We start from the raw sequence: 18,695 nt of genomic DNA, 5'->3' as shown, positions 1-18,695 counted from the left end.
CCGCGCGCCGACGGTACGGCGGCGGGCGAACGGCGACGGGAAACAAGCGCAGGCACAGGCACACAGGGAGGCAGGGCATGACCGGAGCGCTGGACGGCAAGGTGGCGCTGGTGGCGGGGGCGACCAGGGGAGCGGGGCGCGGTATCGCCGTCGAGCTCGGCGCGGCGGGCGCCACCGTCTACGTGACCGGACGCAGCACGCGCGAGCGGCGTTCGGAGTACGGCCGCCCGGAGACCATCGAGGACACTGCGGACCTGGTGACCGCGGCGGGCGGCCGCGGCATCGCCGTACCCACCGACCACCTGGTCCCCGGACAGGTGCGCGCCCTGGTGGACCGGATCGCGGACGAACAGGGCCGGCTCGACGTCCTGGTCAACGACATCTGGGGCGGTGAGCTGCTCTTCGAGTGGGACACCCCGGTCTGGGAGCACGACCTCGACAACGGGCTGCGGCTGCTGCGGCTCGCCGTCGAGACGCACGCCGTCACCCACCACCACGCCCTGCCCCTGCTGCTGCGCCGGCCCGGCGGCCTCGTCGTGGAGATGACGGACGGGACCGACGAGTACAACCGGGAGAACTACCGCGTCTCCTTCTTCTACGACCTCGCCAAGTCCTCCGTCCTGCGCATGGCCTTCTCCCTCGGCCACGAACTCGGCCCGCGCGGGGCCACCGCCGTGGCCCTCACCCCCGGATGGATGCGCTCCGAGATCATGCTGGAGCAGTTCGGCGTGAGCGAGGACAACTGGCGCGACGCCCTGGAACGCGTCCCCCACTTCTGTATCTCGGAGAGCCCGTACTACGTCGGCCGCGCCGTCGTCGCCCTGGCCGCCGACCCCGCGCGGTCCCGCTGGAACGGCCGCTCGCTGTCCGGCGGCGGACTCGCCCGGGAGTACGGCTTCACCGACCGCGACGGCAGCCGCCCCGACGCCTGGCGCTACATGGTCGAGGTGCAGGACCCGGGCAGGCCGGCCGACGCCACCGGCTACCGCTGAGGGTCCGGCGCGTCCTGGGTGATCGCCGGGACGGTGCGGCGGTCCGTGTGACACGGTCGTCCGCATGACAGACACGACGAGGACCACGACGGCGGTACCGGCGGCGCGTTTCGAGGGGTACGGGGTTCTGGTCACCGGCGCGGCCCGCGGGATCGGCGCGGCGACCGCACGGCGGCTGGCGGCGGAGGGCGCCGGGGTCCTCGTCACGGACGTGGACCTGGCCGAGGCCGAGAGGACCGCCGGGGCCGTCCGGCGGGACGGGGCGCGGGCGGAGGCGTTCCACTGCGACGTCGCCGACTCCGCGTCCGTACGGGCGGCCGTCGCGCACGCCGTGGACGTGTTCGGCTCCCTGGACGTGCTGGTCAACAACGCGTACTCGTGCGCGCCCGACGCCCCGCTCTTCGAGGACGAACCGGACGACGTCTGGGCCCGCGACCTCGACCTCACCCTGAGCGGCGCCTACCGCTGCTGCCGCGCCGCACTGCCCCACCTGGTGGCCTCGGGGCGCGGCGCCGTCGTCAACATCGGCTCCGTCAACGGCCTCCAGGACTTCGGCAACCACGCCTACAGCGCCGCCAAGGCGGGACTCGTCTCGCTCACCCGCACCCTGGCGGGACACGCGGGCCCGCGCGGCGTGCGGGTCAACCTCGTGGCACCGGGCACCGTGCGCACCACCGCCTGGGAGGGCCGGGAGGACGACCTCGCGGCCCTGTCGGGGATCTATCCGCTCGGCCGGGTGGGCGAGCCCGAGGACATCGCCGCCGCCGTGGCGTTCCTGGCCTCGCGCGACGCCGCCTGGATCACCGGGACGACGCTGAGCGTGGACGGCGGGGTGCTCGCGGTCAACACCGGGTTCCGGCAGACGGTCCGGCGGCGGAAGGACGGTTGACGGTACGGCGGGTACCGCCGCCCGGTGCCGTTCCGGCGGGCGTCCAGGTCGCCCGCCCCCGCCAGTCAGCGCGTCGCACCCGCCCGGGCCGCCCCTGATGGCACCGTTTCACCGTTTCACCGCGTACGACGGGTGCCGAGGGAAAGGCCGCCATGAGAGCCGCAGGAAGACGGGAAGCCGCACGAAGACGGAGAGCCGCGCGAAGACAGGAAGCCCTGCGCAGACGGCGGGCCGCACGAAGACGGGGAGCCGTCGCTTTCGGGATCACGGGGCTCGTGGTGCCGCTGGCGCTCGCCCTGGGCGCGGTGCCTGCGCGGGCCGCACACTGCACGACGCACACCGGCCCGTACCAGAAGCGGGTGGAGAAGTTCCTCGGCCGCCCGGTCGACGGCAGGCAGTCACCCGCCGACTGCCAGGCGACCAGGGCCTTCCAGACCCGGCACGGCATCACGCCGGACATCGGCTACGCCGGACCCGTCACCTGGGGCGTCATGGACCTGATGACCAGACAGAAGGCCGTCGGCAAGCACCCGAACGACAAGCGCGAGTGCCCGGCCGACAGGGGGCGCGTCGCCTGCGTCGACCTGACCCGCCAGCTCTCCTGGATCCAGGACGGCGCCACCCTGGTCCACGGCCCCGTGCCGGTCCGCACCGGCCGCGACGGGTACGAGACCCGCACCGGCGCCAGGAAGATCTCCTGGCGCCACATCGACCACGTGTCGAGCATCTACCACACGGCCATGCCGTACAGCCAGTTCTTCGACGGCGGCGAGGCCTTCCACGCGGTGGACGTCAGCATGTGGAGTCCGCCCGGCTCGCACGGCTGCGTCAACCTGACCAGGACCGAGGCCCGGAGCTACTGGTCCCTTCTGAAGAACGGCGACGACGTCTTCGTCTTCGGCCGCAAGCCGGGCACCTGACCGGCCGTCCCCTGTGCGGTCGGCCAGGTGCCCGACGTACGCCACCGTGCCGCGCCCGGCCCCCGGGACGCCCGGGGCCCGGGCCCCGCACCGGCCGGGCGGAGGTCCCGGCGGGACCGGGACCGTCCGCGGTCAAGACGCTCCGTCAGGTCCGTCGAGTCCGTCAGGCCCGTCCGGTGCGAGGGGCAGCGTCGCGAGGACGGCGGTGCCGTGGCCGGGCGCCGAGCGGAGGGTGAGGCTGCCGCCCAGCGCCTCGGCACGGCGCCGCATGGAGGCGATCCCGATCCCGGCGGCCGGGCCCGGCGGCATCCCGCAGCCGTCGTCCGCGACGCTGATCAGCAGGGAGCCGCCCCGGCCGGCCAGCGCGACGCGGGCGTGCCGGGCCCCGGCGTGGCGGACGACGTTGGTCAGGGCCTCGGCCACGATGCGGTGGGCGGCGGCCTCCAGCTCCGGGGTGAGCACCGGCAGTCCGGAGACCGCGATCTCGACGTCCGTCCGCGGCGAGACGAGCAGGGCCTGCCGGTGCAGCGCCTCGACGAGTCCGCTGGGTTCCACGGCGGCCGGGGGCAGCCCTTCGATGAGCCGGCGGACCTCGGCGACGGCGCCGTGCACCTCGGTGCGCATCCGGTCCAGCAGCGCGCGCTCCGCGTCGAGGCCGCGCTCGCCGAGCAGCTCCGACAGGGCGCGTACGCACAGTCCGATCCCGGCCAGCGCGGGGCCGAGCCCGTCGTGCAGCTCGTCACGCAGCCGGACCCGCTCGGCCAGCACGGCCGGGGAGCACACCGTCGTACGGACCTTCACCGAGGTGCCCTCGCGTCCCCGTCCCTGGTACCGGCGCTCCGCGCCGAGCAGCATCGCGCACGCCGCGCCGGCGCCGTACGCCATCAGGGCGGTCCCGGCCTGTACCAGCAGGAGGCCGCAGACGGCCAGACAGACGGCCAGGGCGCCACGGGCCAGCAGCACTGTCCGGGCGCGCGCCCGGACAGCACCGGTCAACGGGCGGTCCCTTGCGAGGCACGCGGATAGGTGGCGCGGACCAGGCCCAGGGCCCACCGCATACGGGGAACGGCCGTCTCGGGGCGCTCGCCGTAGGCGCAGGCGAGCGTGCTCGCGCAGCCCCGGCTGCCGCCGTGCACGCGGATGGACCACCGGATCGCCGCCGCGATCTCGCCCGCCGTCGGCACGGAGCCGGTCGCCAGGCCGCTGCCGAACAGCGCCTCGGCACGGGTCGCGGTCAGCAGGTCGGGTACGCCGCTGGGCGCGGTGACGGGTACGCCGGTGGGTACGTCGTTCTTGAGGCTCTCGCTCACAGTGCTCTGACTCACAGTGCTCTCGCTCACGGTGTCCTCGTTCGTCGTCGCTGTGGAGGCCGGCGGGAGGCGTGGTGTCCCGGAAGGGGGTGCCGCCGCGCCGGGCGTACCGGCAGCGTGCGCGCGGTGGTTGCAGGAGCCGTTGCAGTGCCCGTTGCAGTCGCTAGCTTTGACTTCGGCCGGCAGCCGGTTGCCGGCCGCTCTGCTCTGGCTGGGGGCCGGTGATGAGCGGACGATCGCCCTCCGGGGAACTGCGTTTCCAGGTGCTCGGACCGCTGCGGGTGTGGCGCGCGGGCACGGAACTGAACCTGGGACAGACCCAGCAGCGCGTGGTGCTCGCGGTGCTGCTGCTGCACGCCGGCACCGCGCTGGGCCGGGACCGGCTGGTCGACGCGGTGTGGGGCGAGGCGGTGCCGGCCCGCGCGACGAACCTGCTGCAACGGCACGTATCGGGGCTGCGCCGGGTCCTCGAACCCGAACGCTCGCCCCGGTCGCCGTCCTGTCTGATCACCTGGACCGAGGCAGGCTATCTGCTGACGCCCGGCTCCTGCTTCCTCGATCTGCACGCCTTCGACCTGGCGGTGGAACGGGCGCACGCGGCCCGTACCGCCGGTGACACCGCCGCGACCAGGGAGGCGCTGGCCGGTGCGCTGGGGCTGTGGCACGGGCGGCTGTGCGAGGGGCTGACGAGCCCGTCGATCGACGCCGAGCGCGACCGCCTCGGCGAACGGCGGCTCAGCGTGCTGGAAGAGCGCATGGAGCTGGACCTGCTGCTCGGCGACCACTTCGACCTGGTGGGCGAGGTGCGCCGGCTGACCACGGAGCATCCGCTGCGGGAGGGGCTGCACGGGCTGCTGATGCTGGCCCTGCACCGCGGCGGCCGGCGCGGCGAGGCGCTGGCCGCGTACCAGCGGGCGCGCCGGCTGCTCCGTGACGAGCTGGGCATCGAGCCGGGCCGCCCGCTGCAACGCCTGCACGCCCGGATCCTGGACGCCGATCCGGACCTCGACGCACAGCCGGGCACCGGGCCCGTACCCGGTCCGGGCCTGTACGGACGGCCGGGCACCGAGCCCCCATCGGACGGCGCGCTCCGCCCTTCGGCGCGGCGTCCGGCGGCGCCCCGCCCCGCCGACGAGGGCCCCGGCCCCGTGGTCCCCGCCCAACTGCCGCACCCCGTCGCCGGTTTCGTCGGCCGGGCGGACGCGCTGGCCCGCCTCGACGCACTGGTGCCCATGGGCGGAACCGCCGGTGACGGCGGTAGGACCGGTGAGCGCGGCGGTGCCGTCGTCATCACGGCGATCGGGGGCACCGCCGGGGTCGGCAAGACCACCCTGGCCGTGCACTGGGCGCACCGCGTCCGCGACCGCTTCCCGGACGGGCAGCTCTACGTCAATCTGCGCGGCTTCGACCCCAGCGGCTGCGCGATGAAGCCGGGCGAGGCGATCCGCGGATTCCTGGACGCCCTCGGCGTCCCCTCGCAGCGGATCCCCGTCGACCCGCAGCAGCAGATCGGCCTGTACCGCAGCCTGCTGGCGAACCGGCGCATGCTGCTCGTGCTCGACAACGCCTACGACGCCGACCAGGTACGTCCGCTGCTGCCCGGCTCGCCCGACTGCTTCAGCGTCATCACGAGCCGCAACCGGCTCACCGGCCTGGTGGTCACCGAGGGCGCCCACCCGGTGCCCCTGGACCTGATGTCCACCGGCGAGGCGCGCCAGGTGCTGGGCCGCGGCATCGGACCGGACCGGCTGTCGGCCGAGCCCGACGCGCTGCGGGACATCATCTCCTCGTGCGCGCGGCTGCCGCTCGCCCTGGCCATCGTGGCCGCGCGGGCCGCCACCCGGCCGCAGTTCCCGCTCGCGGCACTGGCGAAGGAACTCCACGACGTGGGCGGCGCGCTGGGCCTGCTCGACGGGGGCGACGAGGCCACCAACGTACGGCGGGTGTTCTCCTGGTCCTACCAGCGGCTGACCGGTCCGGCCGCCCGCCTCTTCCGGCTGCTGGGGCTGCACCCGGGGCCCGACATCGGCACCCGCGCCGTGACCGGGCTCGCCGGACTCGCGCCGGCCGAGGCCCGTACCCTGCTCGCCGAACTGACCGACAGCCACCTGCTGTCGGAGCGCGCCCCCGACCGCTACTCCCTGCACGACCTGCTGCGCGCGTACGCCGCGGAGCTCGCCGCGCAGGCCGACCCGCCGGCGGACCGGCGGGCGGCGGTGCGCCGGACGCTCGACCACTACCTGCACAGCGCCTACCGGGCGAGCCTGCTCCTGAACCCGTACCGCGACGACCCCCTCACCCCCGAAGCCCCGCTGACCCCGGTGGAAAGCGAGCACTTCGCCGACCACCACGCCGCGCTGACCTGGTTCACCACCGAGCACTTCGTGCTGCTCGCCGTGCAGCAACTGGCCGTGAGCAGCCGGCTCGACACCCACGCCTGGCAGCTCGCGTGGGCCCTGACGCCGTACTTCGACCGGCGCGGGCACTGGCACGACTGGGCCGCCGTGCACGAGCGGGGCCTGGCCGCCGCGCGCCGGGAGGCGAGTATCCGTGGCCGGGCCGTGGGCCACGGCAGCCTGGGCCCTGCGTATCTGCGCCTCGGCCGCCATGAGGAGGTGGCTCCCCACCTGACGCTGGCACTCGACCTGTACAAAGCGCTCGGCGACCCGGTCGGCCAGGCCCATGCGCACCGGACGCTGGCCTGGCTGAGCGACCAGCAGGGACGGTACGAGGAGGGCCTGGCGCACGCCCGCTCGGCACTCGCGCTCTTCGAGACCGCCGGGCACCGCACCGGCCGGGCCCGGGCGCTCAACGCGCTCGGCTGGTTCTGCCTCCGCCTCGGCCGCTACGAGGAGGGCATCGGCCACTGCGAGCGGGCGCTGCGGCTGCAAGAGGCGACCGGTGACCGGTTCGACCAGGCGGACACGCTGGACAGCCTCGCCCTCGCCCACCACCGGCTGGGCCACGTCGGGCAGGCCGTCGACTGCTACCGCCGGGCCATCGAGCTGTACCGGGAGACGGGTGACCGCTACAACGAGGCGGACACGCTGTCCGCGCTCGGGGACGTGCACCACTCCGCCGGCGACGCCGGCTCGGCGACCGCGGCGTGGCGGCGCGCGGCGGCACTGCTGGAGGAACTGGGGCACAGCGAGGCCGCGCGGGTGCGGAGCAAGCTCGACGCCGCCGGATCCGGAGGGCCGGACGGGCCGCGGCCCGGCCCTTGACGCCCGGCCGGCCGCTCGTCAGACTCCGCCGCACACGAGCACCCCCTTGCCGTTTGGAGGTCGCGGTGGCGGAAGAAGAGCGGGAACCCCAGGTCTACGTCCAGTTCTTAGACGAGTCCGGCCGCGTGCTCTCCGGCACCAATGTCGCCGGGTTCCTGGGATCGCTGTACTTCCCGGGCAAGAGCGCCAAGCACGCCGTGGCGGCCTACAAGATCTCGTACGCCCTGCGGCCGCCTTCCCCCGGCGGCGGGGCGACGGCCTCTCCTGAAGGGGCGCAGAGTTCGCCCGGGCAGGGGAAGAACATGTCCGACCCCACCGCGGGTTAGGCCGTGCACCGGCGTCCGGACACCGTCGCGGCGCGGCACCCGGACGCCGGTGCGGCGCGGGGCCCGGACGCCGAAGCGGTGCGGGGCCCGGACGCCGAAGCGGTGCGGGGCCCGGACGCCGAAGCGGCGCGGCGCGCGTCCTGGCCGGTGGTGCTGGTGTGCATGCCCTTCATGGACGACCGCCGTCCCTCCCTCCAGCTCGGACTGCTGGCGGCGATCGCGGCCGCGCACGGCTTCCCGGCGCGTACCTTCCACGCCAACCTGGACTTCGCCGCGCGGATCGGCGTGGACCGCTACCGGCGCCTGGCGGACCGGTGCGGGCGGATGCTCGGCGACTGGCTGTTCTCGCCCGCGGCGTTCGGCCCCGCCGCACCCGACCCGCACGGCGAGTTCCTCGACCTGTACGCCGAGGAACTGGCGTACACCCAGGGCGAGTCCGTGACGGAGCTCAGGGAGCGGTTGCTGCGCATCCGCGACCACGACGTGCCCGCTTACCTCGACGCGCTGGTCACCGGGTACCCGTGGAGCGGCTTCCGGGTGGTGGGGCTGACGTCGACGTTCCAGCAGAACACCGCCTCCGTCGCGCTGGCCCGCCTCCTGAAGGCGGCGCACCCACGGCTGCTGACGCTCCTCGGGGGCGCCAACCTGGACGACGGCATGGGCCTGGAACTGCTGCGGACGGCCGACTGCGTCGACGCCGCCGTCATCGGTGAGGGCGACGAGGCGTTCCCCCGCCTGCTGCGCACGCTCGCCGAGGACGGCGACCTCGCCACCGTGCCCGGACTGGCGCACCGGGCCGGCGGACGGGTGGTGACCGGGCCGCCGGCCCGGCTCGTCCGCGACCTCGACAGCCTTCCGGTGCCGGACTACGACGAGTACTTCCGGCACGCCGAGGAGCTCGGGCTCCTCGCCCGCACCGCGCGCCGTCCCGTGGCCATACCGCTGGAGACGGCCCGCGGCTGCTGGTGGGGGATGAGACACCACTGCACCTTCTGCGGACTGAACGGGCAGACCATGGAGTTCCGCGCCAAGTCGGCCGAGCGGGTACTCGCCGAATTCGCGGAACAGACGCGCCGCTACCGCACCTTCCGTTTCGAGCCGGTGGACAACATCCTCGACACGCGTTATCTGCGCACACTGTTCCCGGCCCTCATCGAGAGCGACGCACAATACGAGATCTTCTACGAGGTCAAGGCGAATCTCACCAGACGGCAGCTCAAGACACTCGCGGACGCCGGTGTGACGCGGATCCAGCCCGGCATCGAGTCGCTCAGTTCCCCGGTGCTCGCGGCCATGCGCAAAGGTGTCACCGCCGCGCAGAACATCAACCTGCTGCGCTGGGCCGCGCATTACCGTATCGAGGTCGTCTGGAATCTGCTGTGGGGATTCCCCGGGGAAACCCCCGAGGACTGTGCGGCACAGACCGCCCTGCTGCCGCATCTGTGGCATCTGCGGCCTCCGGAGAGCGCCGCCCGTATCACGATGGAGCGCTTCAGCCCGCTTTTCGAGGACCGCGCCGGAATACTGCGGAACCTGCGGCCCGAGGCCAGTTACCGGAATGTCTATCCCGCCGGAGCCGACCTCGGGAAGATCGCCTACTTCTTCGACTGCGACATCGAGGGCGCGCTGCCGGAGAGCTGCTACGCGCCCCTGGTCAAGGCGGTGGACGAGTGGTGGAACGCCCGGCGGGACGACGGTTCGCCGCCCGTCCTCGAATACCGGCAGGCACCGCACTACGTCCACGTGTACGACGGCAGACGCACAGGGCAGGAGGGCACCTACGTCTTCGAGGACCTCGCCGCCGACGTCTATCTCGCCTGCTGCGAGCGTCCCGTCACACCGGCCGCCGTACGCGAACGCGTCGACCGGCGCCTGTCCACGGCACAAGTGCGGCGCGTTCTCGGGGAATTCGCGGAACGCGGACTGGTATTCACCGACGGACCGAGGACCGTGGCCCTCGCCGTCCCGGCGAGCCGCCCATGACGCGTCATCCGCGGTCTACGTCTTTTCGAGTATGGCCATGACCTGCCCGGTTCACTAGAAGAAGGACCAGAACCGCGACGGTGCCGGAAGCGGTCCCGCGACCGGCGGGGGAGGGAAATACAGTGGCCTACCGGATCGACAATCGTCTGCCCAGCATTGTCTATGCCCAGGCGTCACCGCGCTCCCGGGGAGACGTCTCGCTTTTCGCGGCGAGCAGCGTCGACGCGGACAACGCGGCGGATTTCGTCTCCGAGGACGAGGTGACCTCGCGGGCCGTGGACCTGCTGCGTGAAGCCGGATTCCGCATCATCACCCGGTCGCCCGCGACCCTCAACATCGCCGGTCCGCCCGGCCTCTACGAGGACTACTTCGGGACCAGACTGACCAGCGAGGTGCGCGAGGTGATCCAGCCCGGCGCGGTGCAGCAGCGCAGGACGAGCACCTACCTCGACAGCGTCTCCGCCGACATGCCGGGCCTGGTCCCCGTCGGCTCCTGCACGGCGCACGACGTCCTGGAGGGCGTGGCCCTCGAACAGCCCGCCACCACCATGTCGTACACCGCCCCGCCCGAGGTCGGCTACTGGCACCTCACCCTCGACCGGGTGGCCGAACTGCTGGACGCCGAGGGCGCGCACCGCAGGGGCATCACAGGCGAGGGCGTCCGGCTCACCATGGTGGACACGGGCTGGGAGTACCACCCGTACTTCAGGGACCGGCAGCTGGCGGGCAGCGTCATCCGCGGCCCGGAGACCATCAAGCCGGACGTGGACGAGGACGGGCACGGCACCGGCGAGTCCGCGAACGCCTTCGCGGTGGCGCCCGGCATCGACTTCACCATGGTCAAGGCCAACTTCACCAATCTGACCGGCGCCTTCAACGAGGCGCTGAACCAGCCGGTGAAACCGCAGATCATCAGCAACAGCTGGGGCTACCAGGCGGTGTATCCGCCGCTGGACGCCATCCACCGGGTGCTGGAGGTGTCGGTCTCGCTGGCGGTCGCCGAGGGCATCGTGGTGGTGTGCGCGGCGGGCAACGGCCACCACGCCTACCCCGCGCAGCACCGCGAGGTCATCGCGGCCGGCGGGGTGTACCTGGACGAACACCTGGAACCGGAGGCGTCGAACTACGCGAGCGGCTTCATGAGCGCGATCAACCCGGGCCGGATCGTGCCGGACGTGTGCGGTCTGGTGGGCAAGCTGCCGAGCGCGGCGTACATCATGCTGCCCGTGCCGCCCGGCTCGGAGATCGACCGGCACTGCGCGGCGTTCCCGTACCCCGACGGCGACGACACCTCGCCGTACGACGGCTGGGCGGCGCTGAGCGGGACCTCGGCCGCGGCGCCGCAACTGGCCGGCGCCTGCGCGCTGCTGCTCCAGGCCCGCCCCGACCTGAAGCCGGCCGAGATCCGCGACGTGTTGCAGCGCAGCGCCCGCGACGTGGTCAGGGGCAGCAGCAACCCGCTCACCGGCGGCAGGGCGAAGAAGCACCCCGACGACGCGACGGGCTACGGACTGGTCCGGGTGGGCAAGGCACTGGACCTGATCGCGAAGGACGACGGCGCGAGCGAGCCCGGCTACTGACGCAGGCGGGGAGGTGAGCGCGCCGAGCACGACCGGCACGTACACGTTCTCCGGCAGCGGCTCGCCGCGCCAGTGCCGCACCAGCACCATGTCGGTGGCCAGTACGGCGGCGGGGGAACAGCAGGTTCATCGTGAGCAGGCCACGCAGCGCGGCGGCACGGTGGACGGCGGCCGGGTCGCCGGGGTACCGGCGGCCCCGGTACCCGAGGCGGCCGAGCCCCAGCCAGGTCGTCAGCAGGTACAGCAGCCAGTGGGCGGCGATGCCGGGGTGGGCGCGCACTCGGGGCCGGTCCCGCGGGCGATCCGGCCGTCGTGGGACCCCGCGCCGGGCGGCCCGAGCCGCCCGTCCCGCCGGTGACGGGCCGTCCGCCGGGCCCACCCGGGACACCGGCCGTGGCGCCCGGGACACCCCCTGCGGGAGGCTGACCGGACGCGCGGCACACCGCCGGGCTCGCGCCCGGCCCGTCCGACCGGGGAGGAGCCGTGGCCGATGCCCCCGCCGTCCGGGTCGTCGTCGCCGATGACCACCCGATGTACCGATACGGCCTGGTGGCCGCGCTGGGGACGGGCGGCGAGGTGGAGGTGGTCGGCGAGGCCGCGTCCGGCGACGAGCTGCTCGCGGTGGCCGACCGGACCTCGCCCGACGTCGTCCTGACCGACCTGACCATGCCGGGGCTCGACGGCGTGGGCGCCACCCGTGCCCTGCTGGCCCGGCACCCCGGTCTGGGCGTGCTGGTGGTGACGATGCACGAGGACGACCAGGCGCTGTTCGCCGCGCTGCGCGCCGGGGCCCGCGGCTATCTGCTCAAGGACGCCGACCGGGAGGAGATCGTCCGGGCGATCCTCGCGCTGGCCGGGGGCGACGCCGTGTACGGCGGAGCCGTGGCCCGCCGGATCGTGGACTTCTTCACCGGCGCCCACCGCGACTACGCGGCGCGGGTCTTCCCCGAACTGACCGAGCGTGAACGGGAGGTGCTCGACCTGGTGGCCCTCGGCTGCGGCAACCACCAGATCGCCCGGCGGCTGACCCTGGCGGAGAAGACGGTCCGCAACCATGTCTCGGCCATCCTGTACAAGCTCCAGGTGTCCGACCGCGCCGCCGCCGTCGCCAGGGCCCGCGACGCGGGCCTGGGCGAACGGGAGTGAATGGCCGCCTCGGTCCCAATTGCCCGGGGAAGTGATCAGCTTCACGGTCCCAATTGCCCTAAGAGGCGTCATTACTCACATCGTCTTCACGCTCAGCCCCGTATGCTTCACAGCATGTCCACTCCTGAACCGAACTCCCCGCGCACCGCGGCCGAGGTCAACGAGGAGATCCGGGCTCTGTGGTTCCGGGCGGGCGGGACGCTGTCCATGGACGAGCGGCGGGAGTACCAGCGGCTCGTCCTCGAATGGGCGGTGGCTTCGCCGAGCCCCGAGCGGGCCGCCTGAGCGCCTGGCTCTCCGTCGGCATCTGCGACCGGATCGCCACCCGCCGGGCCATGCTCCGGCGGGTGTTCTGTTTCTCTCCCGGGCGGCGGCGCGGCGGCTACCCCCAGCTCTGCGAGTAGTGGCGCCGGTACCGGCTGCGGTCCTGTTCCGAGCGGATGTACCGGGTGGCGACCAGGGCGATGATGCTGCCCGCGACCACCAGCAGCCCCGGTCCGATGTTCGCGGGATCCGTGAGCCGCGAGACGAGGGATGCGTCGGTCCCGACCGGCTGCACCGTGCCCGGGGCGGCGGAGCCCGGCGCGAGCGCCGCGCCCTGCGTGGCGGAGGGCGTCGCGGAGGGCGCGGCGCTCGCGCCGGCCGAGGCCCGGTCCTGCCCGGCGAGCCGCACCCGGAGCGCGCTGAGCGCCTTGGTGACCGGCTGGAAGAACGTGGTGCCGCCCGACGTGCAGTCGCCGTTGCCGCCCGACGTCACGCCGAGGGCGACACCTTCCGAGAACAACGGGCCGCCGCTGTCGCCGGGTTCCGCGCACACGGTGGTCTCGATCAGTCCGGTGACGGTCCCCTCGGGATAGTTGACCGTCGCGTTGAGCGCGGTGACCTCGCCGTCGCGCAGCCCGCTGGTGCTGCCGCTGCGGAACACCCGCTGTCCGACGGCCGGATCACCGGCGGAGGTGATCCGCACCCCGCGGCCGTTGCCGATGGCGACGACCTCGCTGTCGGTGTCCGACTGTCCGTCCGCGTACCGTACGAGCGAGAAGTCGCTGCCGGGGAACGAGCCCTTCACCGTCTGCCCCACCTGCTGCGCGCCGCTGGTGTCGGCGAACCAGGTGGAGCCCGCCGGACCGCAGTGCCCGGCGGTCAGGATGAAGTCGTCGGTGCCGTCGGTCACATTGAACCCCGCCGAACAGCGCCCGCCGTTCGACAGGATCGGCTGCGCCCCGTTGAGCCGGGTGGTGAAGGTGCCGCCGGTCCGCTCCATGCGCACGGAGTCGCCGATGCCGTCGGCCAGATCCGTCATGCGGTTCCAGTCCGCGGACGTCACGGTGGTGTCGGCGTGCACCACCACCTCGTTGTGCGCGTAGTCCACGGCCCAGGCCGTGCCGGTCACCCGGGGCGCCGAACTCAGCTGTTTCGTCGCCGATTTGAGGTCGTCCATGCTGTGGTCCACGACCTTCGCCCGCGCCCCCGCCCGCTTCACCTCGGCCGCCGTCTTCGCGTCGGTGACGGCGACCACCGGGCGGCCGTCGGCGTCGATCCAGCTTCCGGCGGTACGGGAGGTGCCGAGCCGTTCCACGAGGGCCGAGCCCGTACCGGCGGCCGTGCCCGCCGCGCTCAGCGGAGTGGCGGCCGTACCGCCGTCCGGTTCGCTCGCCACGGCGTGCGTGACCATGAGGGCCCCGCAGAGCAGCCCGCCGACGGCAGCCAGCCGGACTCCCCTTCGGACGATCCGTCGTCGTGCGTGCCTCATGGCTGGCTCCCGGATACCGATCACGCGCGGCGCCACCGCCGCCGGAGCGCCGGTCGAGCGCCCTCCCTCCATACGTGCGCCCGGGCCGCGGTGTTCACCAGCCGGCGCCGGTGGGCCCCGGCGTCCGGCCGGTGTGCGGCACCGGCCGGACACCTAGACTCACGGCATGGACGAATCCCCGCTGGACACGCTCGCGGCAGGCAAGTACCTGCTGATCACCAGCTACCGCAAGGACGGTACGGGGGTGGCGACGCCCGTCTGGGTGGTCCGGGACGGCGACACCCTCGGCGCGTGGACGCCCGCCGGTTCGTGGAAGGTGAAGCGGATCCGCAACCGCGCCGACATCCTCGCCGGCCCCTGCGACGTGCGCGGCAATCCCACCGGGGCCCAACTGCCCGCCACCGCCGAGATCGTCGACGCGGCGACGACCGACCGCTACCGGCGCCTCCTCGGCCGCAAGTACGGCCTCGTCGGCCGGCTCACCCTGCTCGGCAGCAAACTGCGCCGCGGGGAGAACGGCACCGTCGGCATCCGCGTCACGCTGACGGCCTGACTCCCGGACGCCCCCGGAACCCGCCGGGTCAGGCGCGGCTGCGGACCAGCAGCAGCGCCACGTCGTCGTCGGGCTCCGGACGCAGCGCGCCGAGCAGCATGTCGGCGGTCGCCTCCAGGGGCCGCCGCTCGGTGCCGCCCAGCAGCCGCGTCAGCGTCCGCAGCCCGGTGTCGATCGGGTCGTCCCGGTTCTCCACCAGCCCGTCGGTGTACAGGGTGAGCAGCGAGCCCGGCGCCATGGGGTGCTCCGCGGTGGCGAAGTCCACGCCGCCGACGCCGAGCGGTGCGCCGCCCGGCACGTCGAGGAGGAGCGCCTCGCCGTCGGGACGGGTCAGCACCGGCGGCAGATGCCCGGCGCTGGACAGTGCGCAACTGCCCCGGCCCCGGTCGTGCACGGCGTACACGCAGGTGGCGATGGTGTCGCCGAGCGTGCCCGCGATGTCGTCGAGATGGCGCAGCAGCTCCGCGGGCGGCAGGTCGAGCCGGGCCAGCGCGCGCGTCGCGGCGCTCAACTGCCCCATCACGGCGGCGGCCTGGACGCCCTTGCCCATCACGTCGCCGACGATCAGCCCGGTCCGGCCGGGGCCGAGGGAGAACACGTCGTACCAGTCGCCGCCCACCTCGCTGAGCGCCGGGAGATAGCGGGCGGCGATGTCGAGTCCCTCGTGCCCGTCGGGCGCGACGGGCAGCAGGCCCCGCTGGAGGGTCAGCGCGGCGGTGCGTTCCCGGCCGTACAGGCGGGCGTTGTCGATGCAGATGGCCGCCCGCGCCGCGAGTTCGCAGGCCAGGATCCGGTCCTGCGCGCCGAAGGGGCTGTCGTTGACGGTCCGGTACAGGCTGAGGGTGCCGAGCACCTCGCCGCGGGCCAGCAGCGGCACCGCGAGATAGGAGTGGACGCCCGCCGCGTGCAGGGTCTTCGCGGCGTGCGTGTCCCGGGCGATGGAGCGCATCATCGCCGGGTCGACCCGCTCGACGAGCACCGGGCGGCCCTCGCGGATGCACCGGGTGATCAGCCGCGAGGAGTTGTAGGTGGCCAGCTCGCCCACCGGGTCGGCGGCGTGGATGGCGTCGGTCAGATACCCGGCGGCGACGGCGAGCGCCCGGAACTCGGCCGCGGAGTCGGCCGCGACGGCGGCGGTGGTGCCCCGGCTGACCACCGACTCCAGGACGTCGACGGCCGCCAGGTCGGCGAGGTGCGGCACCGCCACGTCGGCCAGTTCCCGCGCGGTCTGCTTCAGGTCCAGGGTGGTGCCGATGCGCACGCCCGCGTCGGCGATCACCGACAGGCGTTCGCGGGCCTCGGAGACCTCGTTGGCCGCCCGCTGCCGTTCGGTCACGTCGACCATGACCATCGCAAGGCCCAGCACCCGCCCGTCGGCGTCCTCGACGCAGTGGTACGACTCCGAGAACGCGCGGTCCCCGGTGCCCGCCGCCGTCCGCCCGGCGGTCTGCTGGTCGAGCAGCGGCCTGCCGCCGGCCAGTACGTGCCGCATCCGCGACTCGATCGTCCCGGAGTCCAGGCCGGGCAGCACGTCGCGGACCCGGCGTCCCAGGGCCTCCTCCTCGGACAGGCCGACGATCTCCTGGAGGGACGGGTTCAGACCGGCCCACTTCAGGTCGGTGTCGAGGATGCCGATCCCCACCGGCGTCTGCCGCACCAGGCTGTGCGACAGCGCCAGGTCCCGTTCCACGCGCCGCACGGTCGTCGCGTCCGCCGCGAGACCGAGCAGATGCACCTGCCCCGTGCCATCGCGCAGCCGCATGGTGCGGAACTCCACCTGTACCGGCGTGCCGTCGCGGTGCAGCAGCGGGAAGACGCCCGCCCACCGGGCACCCGCCCGCACCTGGGCGAAGAGGTCCCGGGCCTGCTGCCGGTGCTCGGGCGCCACCAGCAGCCGGTCCGCGCGCCGCGCCAGCGCCTCGTCCGCCCGGTGCCCGAGCAACTGCTCGGCCTCCGGGCTCCACAGCACGATGTGCCCCTCCCCGTCGAGGACCACGGCCGAGACCTGGAGCAGGTCGAGCAGCCCGCCGGGCGCCGCGGCACGCCCGGCGTCCGCCCCTGATCCGTACGCGTCCATGCCGGCCGCCCCTTCCGGCGCGGCTCCGCCATCGCCAAAGATCCACTGCGCGGATCCTCCGATTACGGCACAGCATCCCCGGCGGGGCAAACCGGCACGAATCATTCGCCCCGGCATCGACGGCGCATCGCTGGCGCTCCCGCTCGCGACGGCCGCGGTCCCGGTACGAGTGCGGCCCCGGTGCGGTCCCGGCCCGGGTACGGCCCCGGCCGCGGTCCCGGTACGGTGCCGGTTGCGGTACGGGGCCCCGGCCCGTCACGTCCGCCGCTCGCCCGTACCCGCGGCCAGCGCCCGCAGCAGGGCCGAGCGGCCCCGGTCCGGTACGGTCCACAGCGTCTGCCCGGCCACGCCCCACCGCTCCAGCAGGGCGTTCGCCGCGAGGAAGCCGGAGGTCGCCGCGCGCTCCATGAGCGCCACGGGCAGCTCCGTACGGACCAGGTCGCCCGCCACCACCAGCCCCGGGTCCGGGGTCCGCACCGTGGGCCGGCCGGCGTACCCGCCGACCGGGAAGAGCGGGCAGTCGGCGCGCCACTCGTGCCGCACGTCGAGCACCCCGGCCGACCGGGTCTCCGGATAGACCTGCCGGAGCTGCTCGACGAGCCGCTTCTCCTCCACGTCCCGTACGCGGTCGGCGGGCACGGCGTAGGCGTGCAGCTCCAGCACGGAGCCGCCGGTGCGCGCGGCCCAGCGGGCGGCCTCGCCCTCCCACCCGGACAGCACGCTGACGTTGTCCAGGGTGCCGAAGCCGCTGGTGCCGAGGAACCCGGGGCGCCGCCGCGCCACCGGCCGGTCGAGCCACAGCCGGGAGACCAGGAACGGCGGAGCGGTGCGCAGCCCCGCCACGCCCTCCCGCCAGCGGGCGTCCCCCAGTCCGGGCGAGCGGGCCACGACCGCCCGCAGCCCGTCGGTGTCCAGGGCGAGGACGACGGTGTCGTGGTGCCGCCCGCCTCCGGAGTGCGCGACGCGGTAACCGCCCCCGGACACGGGGGTCACGCTCTCGACGGGCGTGCCGGTGCGTACCTCCGTGCCGTGGCTCCGGAGATACCGCGCCAGCGGCTCCCACAGCGCGTCCGGGAACGGCTCGTCCGGCACGTCGAAGAGCAGCCCCTCGGACGACCCCAGGAAGTAGATGTGGAACATCAGGACCATCTCGGCGGCCGACAGCTCACGGGGATCGGCGAAGAAGCTGCGGGAGAAGACCTCGAAGGCGAGATGGTGGGCCGCCTCGGGGAAGCGGATCGACGCGAGGAAGTCGTGCGCGCTCACCCCGTCCAGCCGCTCGTAGACCTCGGGGACGCGCACGTCGAGCAGGGGCAGCGCCGCGACCGGGTTCATCCGCAGCAGGTCACGGGCGCCGAAGGTGGGGCTCAGCGCGACGAAGCCCAGGGCGCTCCACGGCGGTGTGCGCGGCACATGACGGAAGCTGTCCCGCAGGCCGCCGCTGTGCCGCAGCGGATAGTCGGGCAGGGCGGTGAGCATGCCGAGCCCCGGATCGGCCCGGCGCAGCAGCCCCCGCAGGTTGTAGTACTGCCGGAAGAACGCGTGGAAACCGCGGCTCATCGTCGCCCGCGAACCGTCGGACAGGGTCACGGGCCACCCGGCGAGACGGCCGCCGAGCCCGTCCTCCCGCTCGTAGAGCGTCACCCGCACCCCGCGTTCGGCGAGCGCCGTCGCGGCGGCGAGCCCGGCGATCCCCCCGCCGATCACCGCCGTGGACGGCGGCTCACCCCCCACCCGCGCGTGCCCCGGCCGGGGCACCAGCACCCGGGCCCGCCGATCCCGCCCACGCCGCGGGACCCCGCTCGCGTCGCGCCGCCTCATGGCGCACCGCCTGCCGCGGCGGCCGGACAGCGACCGGCGGCCGTGGGCGGCGGTCCGCCCGTCGGGCGGTGCGGCAGCACCCGGGCGCGGTCGCGCCGGGGGACCCTGCTCTCGTCGCGCC

The 18,695-nt window shown here is 74.1% G+C and carries 16 protein-coding genes; 11 read left to right on the top strand and 5 right to left on the bottom strand.

Going from position 1 to position 18,695, the window contains the following annotated elements; all coding sequences use genetic code 11:
• The first annotated feature begins 77 nt into the window (after positions 1-77).
• The 3 genes from ACFV6E_RS30520 to ACFV6E_RS30510 all read left to right on the top strand — a co-directional run bounded on the left by ACFV6E_RS30520 (position 78) and on the right by ACFV6E_RS30510 (position 2,801).
• Complete coding sequence (locus tag ACFV6E_RS30520) at positions 78-992, top strand: SDR family oxidoreductase (protein WP_385170528.1); 915 nt, start codon at positions 78-80, stop codon at positions 990-992.
• Positions 993-1,056: 64 nt separating this feature from the next.
• The gene (locus ACFV6E_RS30515) at positions 1,057-1,881 is read left to right on the top strand and encodes an SDR family NAD(P)-dependent oxidoreductase (protein ID WP_385170530.1); all 825 of its coding nucleotides are present in this window, start codon (positions 1,057-1,059) and stop codon (positions 1,879-1,881) included.
• A gap of 215 nt (positions 1,882-2,096) precedes the next feature.
• Positions 2,097-2,801 carry a L,D-transpeptidase family protein gene (locus tag ACFV6E_RS30510; RefSeq protein WP_385170563.1) on the top strand — a complete coding sequence of 235 codons (705 nt, stop codon included), beginning with the start codon at positions 2,097-2,099 and terminating at the stop codon, positions 2,799-2,801.
• Positions 2,802-2,933: 132 nt separating this feature from the next.
• Here the strand turns inward: ACFV6E_RS30510 and ACFV6E_RS30505 are convergent, their stop codons facing one another.
• Entirely contained in the window at positions 2,934-3,797 is an 864-nt protein-coding gene (locus ACFV6E_RS30505) for a sensor histidine kinase (protein ID WP_385465973.1), read from the bottom strand.
• Entirely contained in the window at positions 3,794-4,141 is a 348-nt protein-coding gene (locus ACFV6E_RS30500) for a hypothetical protein (RefSeq protein WP_385170536.1), read from the bottom strand. The genes ACFV6E_RS30505 and ACFV6E_RS30500 overlap by 4 nt, the downstream gene beginning before the upstream one ends.
• 194 nt (positions 4,142-4,335) lie before the next feature.
• Between ACFV6E_RS30500 and ACFV6E_RS30495 the strand changes: the two genes are divergently transcribed.
• The 7 genes from ACFV6E_RS30495 to ACFV6E_RS30465 all read left to right on the top strand — a co-directional run bounded on the left by ACFV6E_RS30495 (position 4,336) and on the right by ACFV6E_RS30465 (position 12,655).
• The gene (locus ACFV6E_RS30495) at positions 4,336-7,335 is read left to right on the top strand and encodes a BTAD domain-containing putative transcriptional regulator (RefSeq protein WP_385465970.1); all 3,000 of its coding nucleotides are present in this window, start codon (positions 4,336-4,338) and stop codon (positions 7,333-7,335) included.
• A 65-nt stretch (positions 7,336-7,400) separates the two neighbouring features.
• The gene (locus ACFV6E_RS30490) at positions 7,401-7,661 is read left to right on the top strand and encodes a hypothetical protein (RefSeq protein WP_385170541.1); all 261 of its coding nucleotides are present in this window, start codon (positions 7,401-7,403) and stop codon (positions 7,659-7,661) included.
• Between the two features lie 3 nt (positions 7,662-7,664).
• Positions 7,665-9,644 carry a RiPP maturation radical SAM C-methyltransferase gene (locus tag ACFV6E_RS30485; RefSeq protein ID WP_385465967.1) on the top strand — a complete coding sequence of 660 codons (1,980 nt, stop codon included), beginning with the start codon at positions 7,665-7,667 and terminating at the stop codon, positions 9,642-9,644.
• A 122-nt stretch (positions 9,645-9,766) separates the two neighbouring features.
• Positions 9,767-11,224 (top strand): S8 family serine peptidase, encoded by a 1,458-nt coding sequence (locus tag ACFV6E_RS30480; protein ID WP_385170546.1) that lies wholly within the window; start codon positions 9,767-9,769, stop codon positions 11,222-11,224.
• 13 nt (positions 11,225-11,237) lie between these two features.
• Complete coding sequence (locus ACFV6E_RS30475) at positions 11,238-11,582, top strand: hypothetical protein (protein WP_385170549.1); 345 nt, start codon at positions 11,238-11,240, stop codon at positions 11,580-11,582.
• Between the two features lie 125 nt (positions 11,583-11,707).
• Complete coding sequence (locus ACFV6E_RS30470; RefSeq protein ID WP_385465964.1) at positions 11,708-12,370, top strand: response regulator; 663 nt, start codon at positions 11,708-11,710, stop codon at positions 12,368-12,370.
• A 102-nt stretch (positions 12,371-12,472) separates the two neighbouring features.
• Positions 12,473-12,655: a hypothetical protein gene (locus ACFV6E_RS30465; protein WP_385465961.1), complete on the top strand. Its 183-nt coding sequence runs from the start codon at positions 12,473-12,475 to the stop codon at positions 12,653-12,655.
• A 97-nt stretch (positions 12,656-12,752) separates the two neighbouring features.
• On the opposite strand, the gene ACFV6E_RS30460 is transcribed toward ACFV6E_RS30465, so the two are convergent.
• Positions 12,753-14,123, bottom strand: coding sequence for a S1 family peptidase (locus ACFV6E_RS30460; RefSeq protein WP_385465958.1), 1,371 nt, complete (start codon positions 14,121-14,123; stop codon positions 12,753-12,755).
• Positions 14,124-14,289: 166 nt separating this feature from the next.
• On the opposite strand from ACFV6E_RS30460, the gene ACFV6E_RS30455 reads away from it, so the two are divergent.
• On the top strand, positions 14,290-14,676 hold the full coding sequence (locus ACFV6E_RS30455) for a PPOX class F420-dependent oxidoreductase (protein ID WP_385170556.1): 387 nt from the start codon (positions 14,290-14,292) through the stop codon (positions 14,674-14,676).
• 28 nt (positions 14,677-14,704) lie between these two features.
• Here the strand turns inward: ACFV6E_RS30455 and ACFV6E_RS30450 are convergent, their stop codons facing one another.
• The gene (locus ACFV6E_RS30450) at positions 14,705-16,753 is read right to left on the bottom strand and encodes a SpoIIE family protein phosphatase (protein ID WP_385465955.1); all 2,049 of its coding nucleotides are present in this window, start codon (positions 16,751-16,753) and stop codon (positions 14,705-14,707) included.
• Positions 16,754-17,008: 255 nt separating this feature from the next.
• Positions 17,009-18,574 (bottom strand): FAD-dependent oxidoreductase, encoded by a 1,566-nt coding sequence (locus tag ACFV6E_RS30445; RefSeq protein ID WP_385465952.1) that lies wholly within the window; start codon positions 18,572-18,574, stop codon positions 17,009-17,011.
• Between the last annotated feature and the right edge of the window lie 121 nt (positions 18,575-18,695).

The organism is Streptomyces sp. NPDC059785 (assembly GCF_042732375.1).
Taxonomy (GTDB): Bacteria; Actinomycetota; Actinomycetes; order Streptomycetales; family Streptomycetaceae; genus Streptomyces.
This window is presented reverse-complemented; position numbering and strand designations above follow the sequence as displayed.